At 66.1% G+C, this 19,438-nt stretch carries 19 protein-coding genes and 1 tRNA gene; 9 read left to right on the top strand and 11 right to left on the bottom strand.

The features are described from left to right. Positions 1-81: 81 nt before the first annotated feature. A complete protein-coding gene (locus tag QNO10_RS00685; protein ID WP_229945597.1) occupies positions 82-1,269 on the top strand; it encodes a zinc-dependent alcohol dehydrogenase in 1,188 nt (395 codons plus the stop codon). A gap of 209 nt (positions 1,270-1,478) precedes the next feature. Further along, positions 1,479-2,822 (top strand): MFS transporter, encoded by a 1,344-nt coding sequence (locus tag QNO10_RS00680; RefSeq protein ID WP_229945599.1) that lies wholly within the window; start codon positions 1,479-1,481, stop codon positions 2,820-2,822. Positions 2,823-2,859: 37 nt separating this feature from the next. Here the strand turns inward: QNO10_RS00680 and QNO10_RS00675 are convergent, their stop codons facing one another. Genes QNO10_RS00675 through QNO10_RS00665 form a run of 3 tightly spaced genes read right to left on the bottom strand, consistent with a single transcriptional unit; the run spans position 2,860 to position 5,636 of the window. Beyond that, on the bottom strand, positions 2,860-3,378 hold the full coding sequence (locus tag QNO10_RS00675; protein ID WP_229945601.1) for a metallophosphoesterase family protein: 519 nt from the start codon (positions 3,376-3,378) through the stop codon (positions 2,860-2,862). A gap of 3 nt (positions 3,379-3,381) precedes the next feature. After that, on the bottom strand, positions 3,382-3,777 hold the full coding sequence (locus tag QNO10_RS00670) for a DoxX-related protein (RefSeq protein WP_229945603.1): 396 nt from the start codon (positions 3,775-3,777) through the stop codon (positions 3,382-3,384). Continuing rightward, complete coding sequence (locus QNO10_RS00665) at positions 3,774-5,636, bottom strand: glycoside hydrolase family 15 protein (protein ID WP_269437781.1); 1,863 nt, start codon at positions 5,634-5,636, stop codon at positions 3,774-3,776. Before QNO10_RS00665 ends, QNO10_RS00670 begins: the two co-directional genes overlap by 4 nt. Before the next feature lie 219 nt (positions 5,637-5,855). On the opposite strand from QNO10_RS00665, the gene QNO10_RS00660 reads away from it, so the two are divergent. Further along, positions 5,856-7,061, top strand: a complete 1,206-nt coding sequence (locus QNO10_RS00660) for a DUF445 domain-containing protein (protein ID WP_229946609.1) — start codon at positions 5,856-5,858, stop codon at positions 7,059-7,061. Between the two features lie 89 nt (positions 7,062-7,150). On the opposite strand, the gene QNO10_RS00655 is transcribed toward QNO10_RS00660, so the two are convergent. From QNO10_RS00655 to QNO10_RS00645, 3 genes are all read right to left on the bottom strand, one after another. Continuing rightward, positions 7,151-7,903, bottom strand: coding sequence for a hypothetical protein (locus tag QNO10_RS00655; RefSeq protein ID WP_229945607.1), 753 nt, complete (start codon positions 7,901-7,903; stop codon positions 7,151-7,153). Positions 7,904-8,041: 138 nt separating this feature from the next. Then, on the bottom strand, positions 8,042-8,317 hold the full coding sequence (locus QNO10_RS00650) for a GlsB/YeaQ/YmgE family stress response membrane protein (protein ID WP_229945609.1): 276 nt from the start codon (positions 8,315-8,317) through the stop codon (positions 8,042-8,044). Positions 8,318-8,452: 135 nt separating this feature from the next. Further along, positions 8,453-9,115: an alpha/beta hydrolase gene (locus QNO10_RS00645; protein ID WP_229945611.1), complete on the bottom strand. Its 663-nt coding sequence runs from the start codon at positions 9,113-9,115 to the stop codon at positions 8,453-8,455. Between the two features lie 240 nt (positions 9,116-9,355). On the opposite strand from QNO10_RS00645, the gene QNO10_RS00640 reads away from it, so the two are divergent. From QNO10_RS00640 to QNO10_RS00625, 4 genes are read left to right on the top strand one after another with little or no spacing between them, the layout of a single operon-like run. After that, positions 9,356-10,408 carry a 1-phosphofructokinase family hexose kinase gene (locus tag QNO10_RS00640; protein ID WP_229945613.1) on the top strand — a complete coding sequence of 351 codons (1,053 nt, stop codon included), beginning with the start codon at positions 9,356-9,358 and terminating at the stop codon, positions 10,406-10,408. Beyond that, a complete protein-coding gene (locus tag QNO10_RS00635) occupies positions 10,408-12,558 on the top strand; it encodes a PTS fructose transporter subunit IIABC (protein WP_229945615.1) in 2,151 nt (716 codons plus the stop codon). Before QNO10_RS00640 ends, QNO10_RS00635 begins: the two co-directional genes overlap by 1 nt. A gap of 31 nt (positions 12,559-12,589) precedes the next feature. Then, entirely contained in the window at positions 12,590-14,296 is a 1,707-nt protein-coding gene (ptsP, locus tag QNO10_RS00630; RefSeq protein WP_229946611.1) for a phosphoenolpyruvate--protein phosphotransferase, read from the top strand. A 57-nt stretch (positions 14,297-14,353) separates the two neighbouring features. Further along, positions 14,354-14,632, top strand: a complete 279-nt coding sequence (locus QNO10_RS00625; protein ID WP_229945617.1) for an HPr family phosphocarrier protein — start codon at positions 14,354-14,356, stop codon at positions 14,630-14,632. A gap of 201 nt (positions 14,633-14,833) precedes the next feature. Here QNO10_RS00625 and QNO10_RS00620 read toward each other — a convergent pair whose 3' ends face one another. The 4 genes from QNO10_RS00620 to QNO10_RS00605 all read right to left on the bottom strand — a co-directional run bounded on the left by QNO10_RS00620 (position 14,834) and on the right by QNO10_RS00605 (position 17,510). Next, a complete protein-coding gene (locus QNO10_RS00620) occupies positions 14,834-15,568 on the bottom strand; it encodes a hypothetical protein (protein ID WP_229945619.1) in 735 nt (244 codons plus the stop codon). Beyond that, entirely contained in the window at positions 15,565-16,296 is a 732-nt protein-coding gene (locus QNO10_RS00615) for a hypothetical protein (protein ID WP_229945621.1), read from the bottom strand. The genes QNO10_RS00620 and QNO10_RS00615 overlap by 4 nt, the downstream gene beginning before the upstream one ends. 226 nt (positions 16,297-16,522) lie before the next feature. Continuing rightward, the gene (locus QNO10_RS00610; protein WP_229945623.1) at positions 16,523-16,825 is read right to left on the bottom strand and encodes a GNAT family N-acetyltransferase; all 303 of its coding nucleotides are present in this window, start codon (positions 16,823-16,825) and stop codon (positions 16,523-16,525) included. 55 nt (positions 16,826-16,880) lie between these two features. Beyond that, the gene (locus QNO10_RS00605; protein ID WP_229945625.1) at positions 16,881-17,510 is read right to left on the bottom strand and encodes a hypothetical protein; all 630 of its coding nucleotides are present in this window, start codon (positions 17,508-17,510) and stop codon (positions 16,881-16,883) included. Between the two features lie 132 nt (positions 17,511-17,642). Here QNO10_RS00605 and QNO10_RS00600 point away from each other — a divergent pair, with 132 nt between their 5' ends. Together QNO10_RS00600 and QNO10_RS00595 are read left to right on the top strand one after the other, a co-directional pair. After that, positions 17,643-18,740, top strand: coding sequence for an iron-containing redox enzyme family protein (locus QNO10_RS00600; RefSeq protein WP_229945628.1), 1,098 nt, complete (start codon positions 17,643-17,645; stop codon positions 18,738-18,740). Then, complete coding sequence (locus tag QNO10_RS00595) at positions 18,737-19,084, top strand: CDGSH iron-sulfur domain-containing protein (protein WP_442860207.1); 348 nt, start codon at positions 18,737-18,739, stop codon at positions 19,082-19,084. The genes QNO10_RS00600 and QNO10_RS00595 overlap by 4 nt, the downstream gene beginning before the upstream one ends. A gap of 106 nt (positions 19,085-19,190) precedes the next feature. On the opposite strand, the gene QNO10_RS00590 is transcribed toward QNO10_RS00595, so the two are convergent. Then, positions 19,191-19,263, bottom strand: a tRNA-Lys gene (locus QNO10_RS00590). Between the last annotated feature and the right edge of the window lie 175 nt (positions 19,264-19,438).

Below are 19,438 nucleotides of genomic sequence, written 5' to 3'. Positions count from 1 at the left end.
TTTGTCAGTACACTTACCAATAGGCACAATGGAGTTAGTTCTTTCGACGCACTCAGAATGCAACCAGCAGGAGGATCGCACGTGAAAGCAGTTACATGGCAGGGAAAAAACTCCGTAAGCGTGGAGCAGGTACCTGATCCCACCATCCAGGAACCCACCGACGCCATCATCCGCGTCACCTCCACGGCCGTCTGCGGCTCGGACCTTCATCTTTACGGCGTCCTGATGCCGTACATGAAGGAAGGCGACATCCTCGGCCACGAGACCATGGGCATCGTTGAAGAGGTCGGATCGGCCGTCACCAGCCTGAAGAAGGGTGACCGCGTGGTCATTCCCTTCCAGATCGCCTGCGGCAGCTGCTACATGTGCCGCCAGGGCCTGCAGACCCAGTGCGAGGTCACCCAGGTCCGCGAAAAGGGCTCCGGCGCCGCACTCTTCGGCTTCTCCGAGCTGTACGGCTCCGTTCCCGGCGGCCAGGCCGAGTACCTGCGGGTTCCGCTGGCCGACTACAACCCCATCAAGGTTGGCACCGAACTCCCGGATCACCGCTACCTGTTCCTCTCCGACATCCTGCCCACCGCCTGGCAGGGCGTGCAGTACGCCAACGTGCCCGACGGCGGCACACTCGCCGTCTACGGCCTGGGACCGGTGGGCCAGTTCGCTGCCCGCATCGGCACCCACCTCGGTTACCGCGTGATCGGCGTGGAGCCGGTTCCGGAGCGCCGAGCCCTCGCTGCACAGTACGGCGTCGAGGTGCTGGATCTGCATAAGGACGTCGCGGACGAGCTGCGTGAAATGACCGACGGCCGCGGACCGGACTCGGTGGTGGACGCCGTCGGCATGGAAGCCCATGGCTCCCCCGCCGGCAAGGCCGCCCAGACCGTCGTCGGCCTGCTCCCGGACAAGCTGGCCCAAAAGGCCATGGAAACCGCAGGCACGGACCGCCTTTCTGCCCTGCACGGAGCACTCGACGCCGTCCGCCGCGGCGGCACCGTGTCCCTGAGCGGCGTTTACGGCGGCACGGCCGACCCGATGAACCTGATGGCCATGTTCGACAAGCAGCTGAACCTGCGGATGGGCCAGTGCAACGTCAAGCGTTGGACCGATGACCTGATGCCGCTAGTCGAGGATTCCGCCGATCCGCTGGGCGTGACCAACCTGGTGACCCACCAGGCCGGCCTGGACGACGCCCCGGAGCTGTACCGGAAGTTCCAGAAGAAGGAAGACGGCTGCATCAAGGTCGTGTTCCAGCCCGGCATCCAGAACTAGCCGGACTTCACGGAAGCCGGGACCCGCTCACCGCGGGTCCCGGCTTCCGGTGTTTAAGTGCCCGGCGAGGCCGCCCGGGGCACAGTCACTGTAATTAGCGCCACATTGGGATGTGGCCCTACACTCATTGAGGTTCTTCTTGAGAACACTCGTTCGCTAGGCGTACACCGCCGTACCCCCACGACCCCAGAGCAAGTTAGGTACACCCCATGGAAATCAAGGAACGCATCGAAGCGTCTCCCATGAAGCGCATGCAGGTCGGCATCGTCGCCATCTGTGTCGCCCTGAACATGATCGACGGCTTCGACGTCCTGGTCATGGCGTTCAGCGCCAACGCCATCAGCGAGGACTGGGACCTCAGCGGCGCCCAGCTGGGCATGCTGCTCTCTTCCGCCCTCTTCGGCATGGCCGTGGGGTCCATCCTGGTGGCCCAGGTGGCAGACATCATCGGCCGCCAGAAAACCATCCTGATCTGCGCCATCGTGATTTCCGCGGGCATGTTCGCCTCTGCCTTCGCGCCGAGCTACACGGTCCTGTTCATCCTGCGCTTCATCACCGGCCTGGCTATCGGCACCATGCAGGCGAGCCTCAATGTCTTCGTCTCCGAGTACTCCTCGGCCAAGCGGCGTTCCACCTCCATCAGCTTCTACAGCGCCGGCCAGCCCATCGGCGGCATGCTGGGCGGAATCATTGCCGGCATCCTTATCTCCGCCTACAGCTGGCACGCGGCGTTCATTTTCGGCGGCGTCGTCACGCTGGCCATGATTCCGTTCATCCTCAAGTTCCTGCCGGAATCCCTGGACTACCTGATGACCCGCCGCCCGGACGGCGCCCTGGATAAAACCAACCGCATCCTGGCCCGCCTGGACCAGCCGCAGATCACCGAACTGCCCGCCATTCCCACGGGAACGGCACTGACCACGGGCTCACGCTGGAAGGCACTGTTCTCCGGCAAGTACGCCGCGACCACTGTCTTCCTGTCCATTGCCTTCATGATGCTGATGGCGAGCTTCTACTTCGCCAACTCCTGGACGCCCAAGCTGGTGACCGCCAGCGGCTTCTCGGCGCAGGACGGCATTGACGCGGGTGTGCTCTTCAGCCTCGGCGCAATCATCGGTTCGATCGTCTTCGGGCTGATCGCTGCCCGCTTCGCGGTCAAATGGGTCCTGGTCACGTTCTTTGTCCTCGCTGCGGGCGGATTTGCCGTTTACGCCGTCTCCACCGGCGCCCTGCCCACGGCCCTGCTGGCGGCAGCACTGCTGGGCTTCCTGGTGAACGCCGGCATCGCCGGCATGTTCTCCATCGGCCCCGTGTACTACTCCTCGGATGTCCGCGCCACGGCGGTCGGATTCATCACCGGAATGGGCCGGGTGGGTGCCATCATCTCCCCGATCGTGGCGGGCGCACTGATCGACGGCGGCTGGGAACCCGGCAACCTCTACTTCCTGTTCATTGTCCCGATGCTGGTGGGCGGTGCAGCCATTGCCTGCCTCCGGGGAACCCGCCGGAAGGCCGCCGGAGCCGCGCTCCGCGGGGACACTGTCCCAGCCTGAGCCGACGGGCCGCCGATAAGCGGCACACGGTGCGTCCCTAGGAACGCCCGGTCTCCCGTGGTGGAAGCCGCCGGAGATCGGGCGTTACTGTCTTCCCGTCAATCTCCACCCGCAGGTAGGTGCAGAACGGCTGCCGCCGGCGGTCCGTGGGCGAACCGGGGTTCAGCAGCCGCATTCCCCCAGGGGTGACCGAGTCCCAGGGAATGTGGCTGTGCCCGAAGACCAGCAGGTCGGTCTCCGGAAATTCCGCGTCCATCCGTTCCCCGCGCTTCGCGGCGGGACCGGTCTCATGCACGACGGCGAGCCGCACGTCCTCGACCACGGCGCGGGCCACCAGCGGCAGCCGTGCCCGCAGGCCGGCGCCGTCGTTGTTGCCGTAGCAGGCAATGAGGCGCCGGGAGCGGGACTGGAGCTGGTCCAGCAGTTCCTCGTTCACCCAGTCGCCGGCGTGCACCACGATGTCGGCGGCTTCAATATCCGCCCAGAGGATTTCCGGCAGCACCTTGGCCCGCTTGGGCAGGTGGGTGTCCGACAGCAGCAGGAGCTTGGTGGCCATCCGCTATTTCCGCAGGTTCCACGCCCAGAGGATCAACGGCAGCTGGAGCGGCAGACGCAGGCTGTGGATCAGTTTCTCCCGGTCGCTGCCGCGGGGGCCGAAGGCACGCTGCAGGGCGGTGACGTGCCCCGAAAGGAAAGCGACATACATGGCAGCCGTACCGGTGGCTGCTGCCCGCCGGGTGGCCGGGAGCAGCAGGCCGGCCGCGGCCGCGAATTCGATGACACCGCTGACGTGGGTCCACTGCCGCCGCGACAGCACGCCGTACTTCCCCTCCGTATCCGTGCTGATGCTGCGTGGAACCACAGCATTGTAGAAGCGCGGGTTACGGAAATGGTTGACGGCACTGGTGGCCAGCAGGGCCGCCATGGCCGCTGCCGAGAGCGTCTGTCGGTTCATCGGTTTCCTTCGGTTGTGGATGCTGCCGCCGGCCGGGACGGCAGGGGTGGCCGCTGTGCAGCGATGGCGACGGCAATCGCATCGGCTGCCCGGACCAGGGCCAGGTGGGAAAACGCCTGCGGGAAGTTCCCGGCCATCGTGGCGTTGTCTGCATCATATTCCTCACTGAGGAGGCCGAGCTCGTTGGCGTACCCCACCAGCTGGTCCATCAGTGCGCGGGCCTGGGGCAGCCGGCCCGTGTGGGCGTACTGTTCCACCAGCCAGAAGCTGCAGGCCAGGAACGGGTTCTCCCCCGCGGACAACCCGTCCACACCCGAGTCGGTGGTGTAACGCAGCAGCAGTCCGGAGCCGTCGAGCAGTTCCTTTTCCAGCCGGGCGACCGTGCCCAGCATTTTTTCGTCGTCGTAGGCAAGAAAACCCACGTGCGGGAGCTGGAGCAGGGCAGCATCCACCGTGCCGCTGCCGTAGTACTGCGTGAAGGAGTTCAGGGCAGGGTCCCACCCGCGTTCCATCACTTCGTCACGCAGCCCGTCCCGCAGCCCTTCCCAGACCTCCACCGGGCCGTCCAGCCCGTACGTCCTGGCTGCCTTGGCCGCCCGGTCGAAGGCGGCCCACATCATAACCCGCGAATGGGTGAAGTGCCGGGGGTCCCCCCGTATTTCCCAGATGCCGCGGTCCGGCTCCTCCAGATGCTTTTCCAGGAAGGTCAGCAAGGCCCGCTGCAGGGGCCAGGAAAAATGGTCCTCCGGCACCCCCCGGTCCCGCAGCCGATCCAAGGCCACCATCACTTCACCCACAACATCCGCCTGGTACTGGTTCACCGCGCCGTTGCCGATCCGCACGGGTGAGGCTCCGGCATACCCCGGGAACTGCGCAAGGATCTTCTCGGGAAGTTCCCTCCCGCCGTCCACGGCGTACATGATCTGCAGGTCCTCCGGATCGCCGGCTACGGCACGCAGGAGCCAGCTGCGCCACTGCAGGGCCTCGTCTTCATATCCGTGGGTCATCATGGCTTCAAGCGTCAGGGCAGCGTCCCGCAGCCAGCAGTACCGGTAGTCCCAGTTCCGGTCCCCGCCTGCCAGCTCCGGCAGTGAGGTGGTGGGTGCCGCGACAATCCCGCCGGTGTCCTCGTGGGTCAGGGCGCGCAGGACCAGCAGGGAACGCCGTACCGCCTGTTCGTAGGGAACATCCCGGAGGCCGCGCCGCCCCCAGTCCTGCCAGTAGGCGGTGGTCCGCAGCAGGGCTGCGTCCACGTCCATCCGAGGCGGCACGGGCCGGTGTGAGGGGTACCAGGTGAGGTCCAGGTCCACGCAGTCCCCTGCCCGGACCGTAAACCGCCCCACGTGGCGGTGGTTGTCCGCTTCCGGCAGGCTGGGGCCGCGCAGGACCAGCGCACCGGGACCCGCGATGGCGGAAAGGTGTTCGCCGGTGTCGTCCCGCCCCCGGAAAACCCAGGGAATGACCGTGCCGTAATCAAAGCGGATTTTCAGTTCCTGCCGCATCTCCACACTGCCGCTCAGGCCCTCAATCCGCCGCACGAGGGACGCCCGCCGGTCCTTCACCGGCATGAAATCCGTGACCCGGACCGCGCCGGTGGGGGTCTGCCAGTGTGTGCGGAGCACGAAGGTGGATTCAACATAGCCGCGGTGCGTGACGGTCGCCGCTGGGTCGTCCGGTGCCAGCAGCCACCTGCCGTGGTCACTGTCCCCCAGCAGCGCGCCGAAGACCGACGGCGAATCGAACCTGGGCAGGCAGAGCCAGTCCATGCTGCCGTTCCGCGAAATAAGTGCTCCGGTGTGCAGGTCCGAAACCAGCGCGTAATCCTCTATTGGGGATGCCATGGCACTACTCAACCACAAGGCCCCTGCACGGATCCGGCGCTCGTAGCGCGTCGGCCGCAATCACTGATTAGATTGGGGTGGTCCCGCGCAGAACTTCCGGCGGCGGACCGCACTGGATTAGGGAGCGGTAGTGAAACACGCGTCAACCTCAAAGATGTCCTTATCCGCGAAGGAGGTACACGCGTGAGCGTGGTTGCCCCGCCTACCGACGAACAGCGTGCCTACGCCCTGCGGCGCATGAAGATGCTGGCCACAGGCCTGCTGATCCTCCTGGCTGTCATTTTTGTTTTCTCCTTCGCCCTGCAGGACAGGTACCCGTGGCTGGAATATGTCCGCGCCGCCGCCGAGGGCGGGATGGTGGGCGCCCTGGCCGACTGGTTCGCCGTAACGGCGCTTTTCAAGCATCCAATGGGCGTGAAGATCCCCCACACGGCCATCATTCCCGAAAAGAAGGACCAGATCGGGGCCTCGCTGGGCCAGTTCGTGGAGCAGAACTTCCTGGCCGAGGAAATCATCCGGGAGAAGCTCGACTCCATGCACGTAGCAGCCAAGGCGGGCGCCTGGCTGGCCCGTCCCGAGGGGGCGGAACGGGTGGCCACGGAGGGGGCGGCAGCCATCCGCGGAGCCCTGCGTGTTCTTGATGACGACGCCGTCCGGGACGTCCTGGAATCCATGTTCCGCCGGCATGTCGTGGACCCGCAGTGGGGACCGCCCGCCGGGCGGATGGCCCAGCGGATCTTCGAGGAGGGCCATCACCACCAGCTGGTGAACCTGGTCGTGGACAGCCTGGCGGATTGGGTGCTGGCGAACCCCGAAGTCATCGGCAAGCTCGTGACCGAGCGGTCGCCGTCGTGGGTTCCGGCCTTCGTGGATGACCTGGTGGGCGAGCGGGTGCAGATCCAGGCCGAGCGGTTCCTGGTGGATGTGCAGGAAAACCCCAACCACCAGCTGCGCGTGGCGCTGGACAACTACCTCACCGGAGTGGCCCGGGACCTGCAGGAGGATCCCAAGACCATGGCCAAGGCCGATGCGGTCAAGGAACAGGTGCTGGACGATCCCCGGGTCCGCGAGCTGATGACCAACACCTGGACCACCATCAAGAACGCTTTGATCACTGCTGCGGATGATCCGGACAGCGAACTCACCCGTAACTTCAAGTCAGCGCTGCAGGACTTCGGCACGCGCCTGATCAACGAGCCGGACCTCGCCGCCAAGGTAAACGGCTACGTGGCCGACGCCGCAGGCTATCTGGTCCGCACGTACAGCAGCGATATTGCCGGCGTCATCACCGAGACGGTGGAACGCTGGGACGCCAAGGAAACGTCGGAGAAGATCGAGCTGCAGGTCGGCAAGGACCTGCAGTTCATCCGGATCAACGGCACCGTGGTGGGGTCGCTGGCCGGCCTGGCGATCTTCACCGTCGCCACGGCGGTCTTCGGGTAGGCGCGCGCCGTCACGCAATACGTCAGACAAAACGTCAGACAAGAAAGGCCCGCCGGCTGCAACGCCGGCGGGCCTTTTCGTCTGAATCCTTAGGCGGATTTCTCAATCTGGTCCAGTTCGTCGGCCAACTGGCCGGGGATGGACGTGGGGGGTTCGCCAAAGGCCGTCCGGGTGGCCGTGATGACTCCCTTGCCCATGGCACGGTTGCCAACGCCCCCGACGACGGCGCCTACGCCCAGCGGGAGGGCCCGTCCCAGCATGGCTGTGCCCTGGCGGGCCATGAACCGCTTGAGGAACTGCCTGCGGATGCTGCCGCCCACCGAGCCCATCAGGCCGGGGGGCATGCTGCCCATGGTGCTGCCCCACGCCTTGGCGCTCCCGCGTCCGGAGAGCTGCTGCATCATCGAGGTGCCCTCCTCGCCGAGCATGACGGCCATCACCATGGTGCGGGACTTCTCCGGGTCGGCCAGCCGCACTCCGTGAAGTTCAGCCACTGACTGCGCGTACAGGGCAGTGGCCTCGAGGAAGCCGACCGTTGCTGCGGCGGAAAGGCCAAGTGCCGCGGCCGTGCCCACGCCCGGGACCACGGCGGTGGCGCCGATGGCTGCACCGCCTCCCGTCACCGCGTTGAGGTAGTGCCGGTCCAGGATGCTGATCAGTTCGGCCGCGTTGGCGGACGGGTTTTTGCGCTGCATCCTGCGGATGTTTGCCAGTACCAGGGGGCGCTGGACTTCCACCGCACGCTCGATGGCTCGAACTACCTGCGGCTTGGGCTTGCCGTCCGCGTCGAAGGTGGCCCGTCCGGCCAGTTTCGCTGCGGGATTGAACTTACGTCGCTTCACAAGAACTCTCCTTGGGGAAATCCGATGCCGGCTTCAACTCTACGGGCGCCTACTTAAAGCAAAGGGCGGGGTCCGGCGGAATATTCCGTCCGGGCCCCGCCCTTTGAATCAACGCCGCATCAGCGGCGTCTGATGATACTAGGCGCGGTTGCCGCTCTTGCGGGTAACGAAGCCGTAGATCACGAGGACGATGAGGGCGCCGACGATGGCCAGGACCCAGGTCCACAGCGACGTCAGGCTGAAGAGCTCGCCGCCGTCGCCCATGAACAGGCTGCCGAGCCAGCTACCCAGGAGGGCGCCGATGACACCCAGAACCAGAGTGGCGATCCAGCCGCCGCCCTGACGACCCGGGAGGATCATCTTTGCAATTGCACCTGCGACGAGACCAAGAATAAGGAACGCAATGAAACCCATGAGATTCTCCTTGCTATGTGAGTGACAGTGATTTTTTGCGCAGCCTTTTGAGCCACGCTTTCCCCCAGCCTACTTGATCAGCAGCCTTAGCTCGTAGATCGGACGGAATTTTCCATTCCGCGGGTCCTGTGGTAGTTACCGCGGGCGTGTGTGCCCCATTGTCCTCTCCGGCGTGTCGGAGGCAAGGTATCGGCGGAGGAATACGGCTACGTCCGAGATTTCGCGGGCGTCGATGGAATGCCCCATCCCGGAATATGTCCGTGCCGTCAGCGCGACATTCTCTTCAAGCCATTGCGCCGTGTAATCAACCGCATCGGCATTGATGACCCAGTCCTGCCGGTCCCGCCCCCAAAAGAACGGCACCCGGACGGGCAGGGGTTCAGCTGCTGCGAGGAGCTCATTGCGGGCAATGAAACCGGAAAGGCCCACGACTGCGCGGAAATCCTGCGGCCGCAGCCGCAGGAGCGTCCCGGCCATCGCCATACCCTGGGAAAAACCCAGCAGGGAGATACCGCTGAAACCGTATTCCCTCCGGGTCCGGTCCAGCCAGGAGAGCAGCGAAAGCGCCGATTCCATGACCTCCGCGGTGTCCGAATTCAGCAGCGGGTCCAACAGGAACCAGCCGCTGGCTCCGCCTACATCCAACGGTCCCCGGACGGCAGCTCCCACGGCGGAATCCGGCAGCGCAGCGAAAAGCCTTTCCATGGCCTGTTCGCCGGATCCGTAGCCGTGCAGCAGGACCACAAGTTCGCGCCCGCGCCGTTGATCGGAGGGCTTGGACCACGTCACGTTTTCCATCGATTCAGCCTAGCGGTGCGCTGCGGTTTCCCCGATGCCGGCGGGGCGGCGCCCGGCGGCCATTGCCACGGGCGGTGCCGCAAAAGTAAAGTCGCATCAGCGCACAAACAGTGGCCAGCGCCACAGATCGCGGGTATGCATGTGCACAAACCCCAACGGAAAACGGGAACCGCACCGGCAAGCCGTTTTCATCCCACCACCGGCCGGCCCCGGCAGGCACGGCCTGGACGGATCCCCTTCATGATCCTCACCCTCACCGCCAATCCCTCCCTGGACCGCACGGTCCAGCTCCCCGGCGCACTTGCGCGCGGGGCTGTCCAACGGGCCGTGTCAGCCGGAGAGGAACCCGGCGGCAAGGGCGTGAATGTGTCCCGGGCGCTCACTGCCTCGGGTGTCCGGTCCCTTGCGGTGCTTCCGGGGGCCGACGGCGATCCCGTGATGGCCGGCCTGCGGACCGCGGGAGTGGACTACCTGAACCTGCCCATCGGGGCGCCCCTGCGGAGCAACATCACCCTTACTGAGCCGGATGGCACCACCACGAAGATCAACGCGCCCGGACCGCCCTTAAGGCCCGTGGAGCAGGAGGCCTTGATCGCTTTGCTCATCGGCGCCTGCACCGCCCAGGAAGGCCGCGGCACTTCCTGGCTGGTGCTGGCAGGCTCACTCCCGCCGGAGGTACCGCCGGATTTTTATGCCTCAGTGGCACACGCCGTACGGGAGCGGCTTGGGGGCGCCGCTCCGCGCATCGCGATCGATTCCTCCGGACCGCCTTTGCTTGGCGCGCTGCTGCACGGAGCGGTGCCGGACCTGCTCAAACCGAATGCGGAGGAACTCGCCGAGGCCACCGGCTTTTCCTCGGAGGCGGCACTGGAGGCAGACCCCTTGCTGGCGGCGCGTGCCGCGGGAATGCTCATTGAACGCGGCGTCGGTGCCGTGCTTGCCACCCTTGGCGCGAGGGGCGCGCTGCTGGTCACGGCCTCCGGAAGCTGGCTGGCAACCCGACCGCCGGTGCAGGCCCGCTCCACCGTCGGCGCGGGGGATTCGGCACTGGCCGGATACCTCCTGGCCGACGTCGCGGGGGCTTCGCCGGCGGACTGCCTGCGGCAGGCCGTGGCCCATGGGGCGGCTGCGGCGTCCCTTCCCGGAACCACCGTTCCCGCGCTGGCAGCAACGGATCCAGGGGCTGTGACCGTCACCGCCCTCAATGGCCCCGAAGGTACCCTGCGGGGGCCTTCCCCTGCCGGGAGCGCCACCCCACGGCAGTCGTCGTCGTCAAAGGAGGAGGAAAGCTGATGTCGGACCTCATCACACCGGATCTGGTCACTTTGGACGAGAATCTGGGTACAGACAAAGGAACAGTCATCGGTCATCTGGCCCGCGGGGTGGTTTCCGCAGGGCGCGCGACCAGTTACGAGGACCTATACGCCGATGCCATGGGCCGGGAATCGAAGACGGCCACCGGCGTGCCCGGCGGCATTGCGATTCCGCACTGCCGGTCCGCGGCGGTCACCCAGCCGACGCTCGCGATGGCACGGATCCGGCCCGCAGTGGACTGGGGAGCCAAGGACGGCCCCGCCGATATTGTCTTTTTCATTGCGGCCCCGGAGGGCGCGGACCAGGAACACCTGCAGCTGCTCGCCAAACTGGCCCGGTCCCTGATCCGCAAGGATTTCACCGCTTCCCTGCGCTCGGCCACATCTGCGGTGCAGATCGTGGAACTCGTCGACGGGGCCCTCGGACTGGGCCCTGCACCGGCGGGTACCGGAGCGGGCGGCGCCGCAGCAGCAGGGGCAACCACCGGAGCAACGGCAGTGGGTGCGGACGGTGGCTCCACGGGCGGCAGGCAACCCGGGGGCACGGACGACGGCGGACACGGAGCCAATGCTCCGGCCTCCGAGGGCGGCACCGGCGCAACGGAGACCGACACCTCGCGGTCCCGTCACCTGGTCGCTGTCACCGCGTGCCCCACGGGGATTGCGCACACCTACATGGCCGCTGACTCCCTGGCCGCTGCAGCCGCCGAGCGCGGCGTCGATCTTCAGGTGGAAACACAGGGATCGGCAAAATCCACTCCCCTGGATCCGACGGTTATCCGCAATGCGGAAGCGGTGATTTTCGCCGTCGACGTCGATGTCCGGGACAAGGGGCGGTTCGCCGGGAAGCCGGTGATCAGCGGACCGGTGAAACGCGGAATCGACGAGCCGGGCGTGATGATCGACGAAGCCCTCAACGCGGTCAACGACCCGAACGCACGGCGCGTGTCCGGCGGGGGCGGCGGCGGAGACGAAAATGAAGGCGGCTCCGGGTCCGGCGGGGAAGGTTTCGGCGGACAGCTCAAGCGGGCACTGCTGACCGGCGTCAGCTACATGATTCCGTTTGTCGCCGGCGGCGGCCTGCTGATTGCCCTGGGCTTCCTGCTGGGCGGCTACGAGCTGGCGCTCTCAGTGGACGACGTCGCCAACGGCGACCGGATGCTGGACGGCACCTCGATCCTGAGTCCGCCGCCCGAAGGTTTGATCGCCTATCTCGGGGCCGTGTTCTGGAAAATAGGCTCCCTGTCGATGGGCTTCCTGGTGCCGGCCCTGGCCGGGTACATTGCCTATGCCCTGGCCGACCGGCCCGGCATTGCCCCGGGCTTCACCGCCGGGGCCGTGGCGGTGTTTATGGACGCCGGGTTCATCGGCGGCATTATCGGCGGCCTGCTGGCCGGCTACGCGGCCCGGTGGATCGGCTCCTGGAATGTTCCCTCCTGGATGCGCGGGCTCATGCCGGTGGTCATCATCCCCCTCCTGGCGTCGATCATCGCTTCCGGCCTGATGATGCTGGTCCTGGGCGGACCCATTGCGGCCTTGACGCTGGGCCTGAATAACTGGCTCACCGGCCTCACCGGAGTGGCTGCCATCGGACTGGGCATCATCCTGGGGCTGATGATGGGCTCGGACCTGGGCGGCCCGATCAACAAGGTTGCCTACGCCTTTGCCGTAGCCGGGCTCGGGGAAGGCAGCTTCGAGAACCAGGTGCCGTGGGAAATCATGGCGGCCGTCATGGCAGCCGGCATGGTTCCGCCGCTGGGCATGGCTTTTGCCTCCACTGTGCTGGCGAAAAACCAGTTCAGCATGGCCCTGCGGGAGAACGGCAAGGCTGCGTGGCTGCTGGGTGCCGCCTTCATTTCGGAGGGTGCCATTCCGTTTGCCGCTTCCGACTTCTTCCGGGTCATTCCCTCCACCATGCTGGGCGGCGCGGTGGCCGGCGCGATCTGCCTGGGAACCGGAGTCACCTCCCAGGCTCCGCACGGCGGCATCTTTGTCTTCTTTGCCATCGGCAACCTCCTCATGTTCGTCGTCGCCATCCTGGCGGGGGCTGCCGTCACCGGGTTCGTCTACGTGGCCCTGAAACGGTACGTCCGGCCCCGGAAGAAGGCAGAGGAACCGGCCATTGCGTAAGGCAACGCCCACGAAGAGGAAGGCTTAGATGATGCGGACCATCCAGGGAATCGGAGTCAGTGCCGGACGCGTCATTGGTCCCTCGCGCCGAATGCCGCCTCCGGTGCCCGAGCCCGATGCAGACGCGAAGCCGGCGCCGGGCAGCACCGTGGACGGCGAAAAGGCACGTCTCAAGGATGCCGCTGAAGCAGTCCGTGGGGATTTGAAGCGCCGGGCGGAAACCGCCTCGGGGGACGCCAAAGCGGTGCTGGATGCCACGGCAATGATGGCCTCCGATCCCATGCTGCTCAAAGCCGCGGGCAAACACATCAACGCGGGCATGGCCACGGACAGGGCCATCTGGGAAGCGGGCATGGAAGTCGCCGCGATGCTCCAAAGCCTGGGCGGCTACATGGCGGAACGGACCCAGGACGTGCTCGATGTCCGCGCCCGGATCGTGGCGGAACTGAACGGTCTGCCGGCGCCGGGGATTCCGGGGTCCCAGGTTCCCTTTATCCTCACGGCCGTGGAGCTGGCACCGGCGGACACTGCGACGCTGGACCCGGCCATGGTAATCGGCCTGGTCACCAGCGAGGGTGGGCCACAGTCTCACACGGCCATCCTTGCCCGGTCCCTGGGCCTGCCCGCCGTGGTGGGGGCTGCCGGCGCGGACGAGGTTCCCGACGGCGCCGAAATCTATCTGGACGGCGCGGCCGGCAGCGTGGTCGTGGATCCCGGCGACGAGGAACGCGTAGCCGCGCATAAGTACGCCGCGCGCGCCGCGCTGCCGGTGTTCAACGGCACCGGAAAAACCTCTGACGGCTACCGGGTGCCACTGCTGGCCAACGTGGGTTCCGGGAAGGACGCCCGTGCAGCAGCGGAAGCCGGCGCGGAGGGAATCGGGCTGCTCCGCACGGAGTTCTGCTTTCTGGGCCGTGACACGGAACCCACCATCGAGGAACAGGTGGCCGCCTACGGAGCGGTATTCGAGGCGTTTCCGGGCCGGAAGGTAGTGATCCGCACCCTTGACGCCGGGGCGGACAAGCCACTGCCGTTCCTGACGGACGCTTCCGAGCCGAATCCGGCACTCGGGGTACGCGGATTCCGTACCGACCGCACCTCCCCCGGGGTGCTCGCCCGCCAGTTGGAAGCCATTGCCGCCGCCGCGGGCGCGCACACCGCGGATGTCTGGGTCATGGCACCCATGGTGTCCACCGCCGAGGAGGCCGCCGACTTCGCCGTGATGTGTGCCGGCGCGGGACTCGGCATGCCCGGCGTGATGGTCGAGGTCCCGGCGGCGGCGATTATGTCCGAAGCCATCCTGGCCCGGGTCCGGTTTGCCAGCCTGGGCACCAATGACCTCACGCAGTACACCATGGCCTCGGACCGGCAGCTGGGTTCGCTCGCTTCGCTGAACGATCCGTGGCAGCCGGCCGTCCTGCAGCTGATCTCCGCCACCGTTGCCGGTGCAGCCCGCGCCACGGCTGCGGGGACGGAGCCGGCAGCCGGCGCCAGGACCGTGGGAGTGTGCGGCGAGGCGGCCGCGGACCCTGCCCTCGCCGTCGTGCTCGCCGGAATGGGGGTAAACACGCTGTCCATGACGCCGCGCGCCTTGTCCGGCGTGGGCACAGTCCTGGAATCCGTCACCCTGGAACAGGCGCAGGAGCTCTCGGCCCGCGCCTTGGCTGCCCATTCCGCCGCCGAGGCCCGGACCATTGTGCGCAGCCGGCTGCCCGTCCTCGAGCAGCTTGGCTTGTAGCCGGCCCGGACGGGACCCAACGACGACCACAGCGTAAAAACCACGGAAGGAACACCAATGGCAGAACGCAAAGCCACAGTAGCCAGCAGGGTAGGGCTTCACGCACGGCCGGCGTCGATCTTCGCGGAAGCGGCAGCGGCCCAACCCGTTGAAGTCACCATTGCCAGGGAAGGGGACCCGGCCGACGAGGCGATGGATGCCTCAAGCATGCTTTCCCTGATGAGCCTGGGCGCATCGCACGGAGACGTTGTGGTGCTGCGCTCGGAGGACGAAGGGGCGGAAGCAGCACTTGAGGAGCTGGCGAAAATCCTGGAAACGGATCTGGACGCCACGTAGGCGGCAAGAGGCGGGGCATTCACCGTTCTATGAATGTCCCGCCCTTGCTTCCAGAACCGGGTGATTCCGGAAAATGACGAAGCCAACGGCATTGCCGCTGGCTTCGTTGCAACTTCACGCTGACCCCCCACAGGCAGCGGACGTTACATATTCATTATTCTGGCACACAAACATGAAACCGTGAACAAGTTTATCTAATTGTCACCATACGTAGTCGGAAGTCAGCAGGCTTTGCTTTTTCCGCCTATTCGCTGCCGCCCCGTAGAAAGCCACAGATGCAAGTCCCGCTGCCAGCACAATCACTGCCGAATGCGGCAGGATGTAGTCCCACACGCCCGTCTGCTGTCCGGTGACCCACAACGCGGACCAGACGACAATCTCCACAAGGGCAACGCCGATCAGGGCGGAACCGATCCGCAGGGCGGCCGGGCGGGCGGTAACAACAACGCGGAATGCCGGGATGATCAGGCACGCGGCGATGTAGGCAGGGTAGACCCGACCGAGGACGGAGTACGCCCAGACCGACTCCTGGCCCATGTAGCCGTTGAGGCCGGGTGAGGACACAGGCAGGTCACACATGCTGAACAGCACGGTGGTCGTGATGGCCGTCGCTGCCAGCACTGCGAGTCCGGGGATTCCGAGAATGAGCCCGCGCACCCGGGGGGCACGGAACGCCGCTGCGGCGCTGCCGCCGATCATCGCCACCACACCGTAGGTGGCATAACGGAGAATCAGGTTGGCTTGGTTTGTTCCGCCAAGCAATGCATCCACCGGAAGGTAAATCGAGGGAATACTAAGCGCAACGCCAATGGTGGCGAACGCAAGTCCCCAGAAGAGCATCGGATTGCGGCCCTGGACAGCCAGGGGCAGCCGCACCAGGGTAAAAACGGCCGCAACGGCCAGTGCGCCATATTGAATGGCGGAAACGATACTCATCCCAGGTTCTCCAAAAGCGTTAGATCATTTTCCACATCGTGTTCGTACTTCCGCAGCTGTTTTCCTGCACCGTCCAAGCGGTCCCGGGCAAGGAAAAGCAGCTCAGAATCTGTGAGCGCTGCCAACGCCTCTTCCTGCCCGTTGGGGGGCCAGCCGGCCTCGTCAGCGGTGACCAGGCCGGTCGCCACCAGGCCTCCCGGCAGTGATGCCTGGGCAATCCGTGCAGCCTCCACCGCCAGCTCGGGTGCCAGCCGGGCTGCTGAGAGCTGGGCCGAAATATTCTGGGGTGCCACACCCGTCTTGGCACTAAGGCGCTGGCGCAGGTCCCCGGGGTCCACTGCCTCGAACCAGGAGCGGATGGCGTTCCGATGCGGATACCGGACCAGGTCCGGCCACCCCTGCCCAACACCGTCACTCGGAGTGGCCCTGGAGAGGATTACCTGCAGGATGCAGATATAGGAAACCTGGCTGATAAGTTCCGCGGCACTGGGCCGCCACGGCCCGCCGAGCAGATCCGAGTATTCCTCGAATTCGGAGAGTGCCTCCACTGGATTTTTCCCGTACGCCCGGGCCACCCGGACCACAGTGATCTCCGAGACCTTGCCCCGGACAATCTGCTGGCCAAGGGTGGAACGCTTGATCCCCGTCCGGCGGCAGAGGTCCGCATTTGAGGCTCCGGGGGCAACCACTGCCCGCCAACTTTGGAAGGACCTGGCAGGCACTGCCATTTTGCCCCCCTCGATTGGATTTACCCGGACAAATAGAATTATACTGGTGGGACTGGCTTCCCCTTCTGCGTTCCCCCCATATGCAGAGCGGGAAGCCAGCTTCAATTAAGGCACCAGCTTCAATTAACGCACGGGCCGTTTGGCTGCCTGCGCTGGGACTGGCTCTGGCACGGAGAACGGCGGCACGGAGAACGGCCGGATTCCGGCCGTTAATGCCCCGCCGTCCTTATTCCCCCTGGGGCCACGAAACGTGATGGCTGTATTCCGGGTGCTTGCCGAGATATTCGGCCATATAGGAGCAGTAGGGTTTGATCCTCCGCCCGCCGTTGACGATGTCCTCCACCGCATACCGGGCCAGCTGCGAAGAGTAGCCCTGGTGCCGGAACTCCGGCTCCATTTCCGTGTGGGTAAGCGCTACGCCGTCCGGGTGCACCTCGTAGTCGGCAATCCCCACCAACTTCCTGTCCAGCCGCAGTTCGTACCTGTCCAGCCCGTCATTGCGCGAGACGCTGATGTCCTTGGTAGTCATGGGCCGAGACTGTCACGCAATCCCCCGGTGGTCCAGCCCAATGCCCTTCGCGCGGTTATGCGGCCCTTCCGCCGCCTGCGGCGGTTTCGGCGCGGCGGAAGGAATCTTCCAGCCTGCCGACGGCCTGGGCATACGCAGCCGCATCCGACGCCTTCCCTGCTTCGGGGCGCAGCTGTTCGGCCGCCTTCAGCGCCCGGATGAAGTTGCGTGTTTCCGGGGCCCGGACATCCAGGAGCTGAGGGTGCTCCGCGGCGAGCCAGGGATCCAGTTCATAGGCGCGCCAGCGGGCCAGGACCTCCTCGTGGCGGGCCGCCACAGCGTGTAGTTCGGCCTGCAGCTGCCGGTCTTCACGGATCAGCCGACGACGGCGGTCCCGCCGGGCCACCCAGAGTGCCGCGGCGATGCTGCCGGCCATCACAACCGACCCCGCTGCAGCGGCTCCGGCATCCGTGGCAGTCGACGCCCACGCGGCAATCAGCAGGACCGCCAGGAACGCCGTCAACCCGGCCCAGAAAAGGTTCTCGCCGTCTCCGGCGCGAAGGGCCCGGTCAATACCGGCCGCACCGGCGGTGAGCGCGAGCACCAGCAGCAGGATCGGAAAAACACCCTCCACCATCGCCGCTCCGCCCTGTTGCCTTCCTGCGCCTTGTGCCTCCATTGCACCGAACCCGGCTGCAAAGGTCAATGGCGGTACGGTGCACCTGAAAAAGGGCCGGGTGGGGGAACACCAAGTATGCTGACTTGTGGCTTGTGTCCCGCAGCCCGACAAAATCCGATGAAAACCGCCGGAAAAGCGCCTGCAGATGTAAGGAAAGCAATGAAGATTCCCGCCCCGAGGGGGCGCGTCAGCGCCACCCTGCTAGACCTCCTCCAGAACCGCGGCGGCGCGGGCCACGCCAACGCCTACGGCTCCCTGAATCTCCTGGTGGACGAAGCCCTGGCCGGCACCCCGGACCTGCTCCGTGACGAAGACCTTCAGCTGGCCCTGTTCTGCCTCTACGAGCTGCACTACAGCGGACTGGATGGAGTCGAGGATGCGGCTGAATGGGATCCCGAGCTGATCCGCGTGCGCGCCCGGATGGAAGCGGCGTTCGAGGACGTGCTGCGCGCGGTAGTGCCCGTCCCCGCATTGCCCGCGCCGGAGAGCGAAGCCGTTGCAGAGTCCCTCTTCCGCCTGGCGGCCGACGACAAGAGTCCCGGCGCTTCGCGTTTCGTGGCCGGGAAGGCGAGCGTCGAACAGCTGCAGGAATTCCTGATCCTGCGCTCGGTGTACCAGCTGAAGGAGGCGGACCCGCACAGCTGGGCCATCCCGCGGCTTCCTGTGGGACGCGCCAAGGCGGCCCTGGTGGAGATCCAGGCAGATGAATACGGCGGCGGGCGCGTGGAGCGGATGCACTCGAAGCTGTTCGGCACCACCATGGAGGGTCTCGGCCTGGATTCCGGCTACGGGTACTACATCGACCTGGTTCCCGCACTGACCCTGGCTTCCTCCAACGCCATGTCCCTCTTTGGCTTGAACCGGCGGCTGCGCGGCGCCATTGCCGGGCACCTGGCGGCGTTCGAAATGACCTCCTCCATCCCCAACTCGTTCTACGCCCGCGGATTCCGGCGGCACGGTTTCAGCGATGAGGTCACGTATTACTTCGATGAACACGTTGAAGCGGACGCGGTGCACGAGCAGATCGCCGCACGCGACCTGGCCGGTGGACTGGCCGAGGCCGAACCCGACCTGCTGGCAGACATCATCTTCGGCGCCGCTACCGTCCTGGCCATCGACGCCATGCTCGCCGAAGACCAGCTCACGGCCTGGCAGGCAGGCGAGACCGCGCTGCTCACGCCCCTGGCTAACGACGGCGGCGGCACCGCAGGTGCCGCACTGGCAGCTACGGCAATGGCCGGCGGTGTCACGCCGTGACGGTCAGCGGATCCCCCGCGGAGGACACGGCGGCCATGCCGGACCCGGCGACTGAGGTTGAGGCTGCCGGGCTCCAGGCCTGGGAGACCCGGGAAGGCAGCGCCCCGGCGTCCATCGTGGCCTGCCCCAATGGTCCCCTGCTGGTCCGCGGCGACTTCGAAATTGTCACGCCTGACGGGGTCCCCGTGCCGCGGGACCGGGAAACCGTGGCGCTGTGCCGGTGCGGCGGCTCCGCGATCAAACCGTACTGCGACGGCACCCACAAGCTGATGAAGTTCGATACCACCCGGCGTCGTCCGGTACCGGAACCGGCGCGGCGGGCCGCGGAAGAAGCCGCAGGCTAAGCGAAGGAACAGTCCCGCCGGCCAGGAAAAGGGCTTAAACAAAGAATGGCTTGCCTCGGCAAGCCATTCTTTTTGCGGTGCTCTTTTTTCGGTGCTCTGTTTGCGGTGCGCCCAGCAGGGCTCGAACCTGCGACCCACGACTTAAAAGGACGTTGCTCTACCAACTGAGCTATAGGCGCGCCACCGGCTCCGGCTGGTTACAGCGCGGACCGACTGTCCCACTTTATCGCACACCGCACAGATCGTGGAAAACCCCGGGCGGGGACCGCGGGATACAGCCGGTGCGGCGCCCCGGCGGGCAGTTCCCGGGCACCTCCAACCCGCCTCGATTCGGTGCTGATCCCGGAGTATTCT

This window comes from Arthrobacter sp. zg-Y919, assembly GCF_030142045.1.
Lineage (GTDB): Bacteria > Actinomycetota > Actinomycetes > Actinomycetales > Micrococcaceae > Arthrobacter_B.
This window is presented reverse-complemented; position numbering and strand designations above follow the sequence as displayed.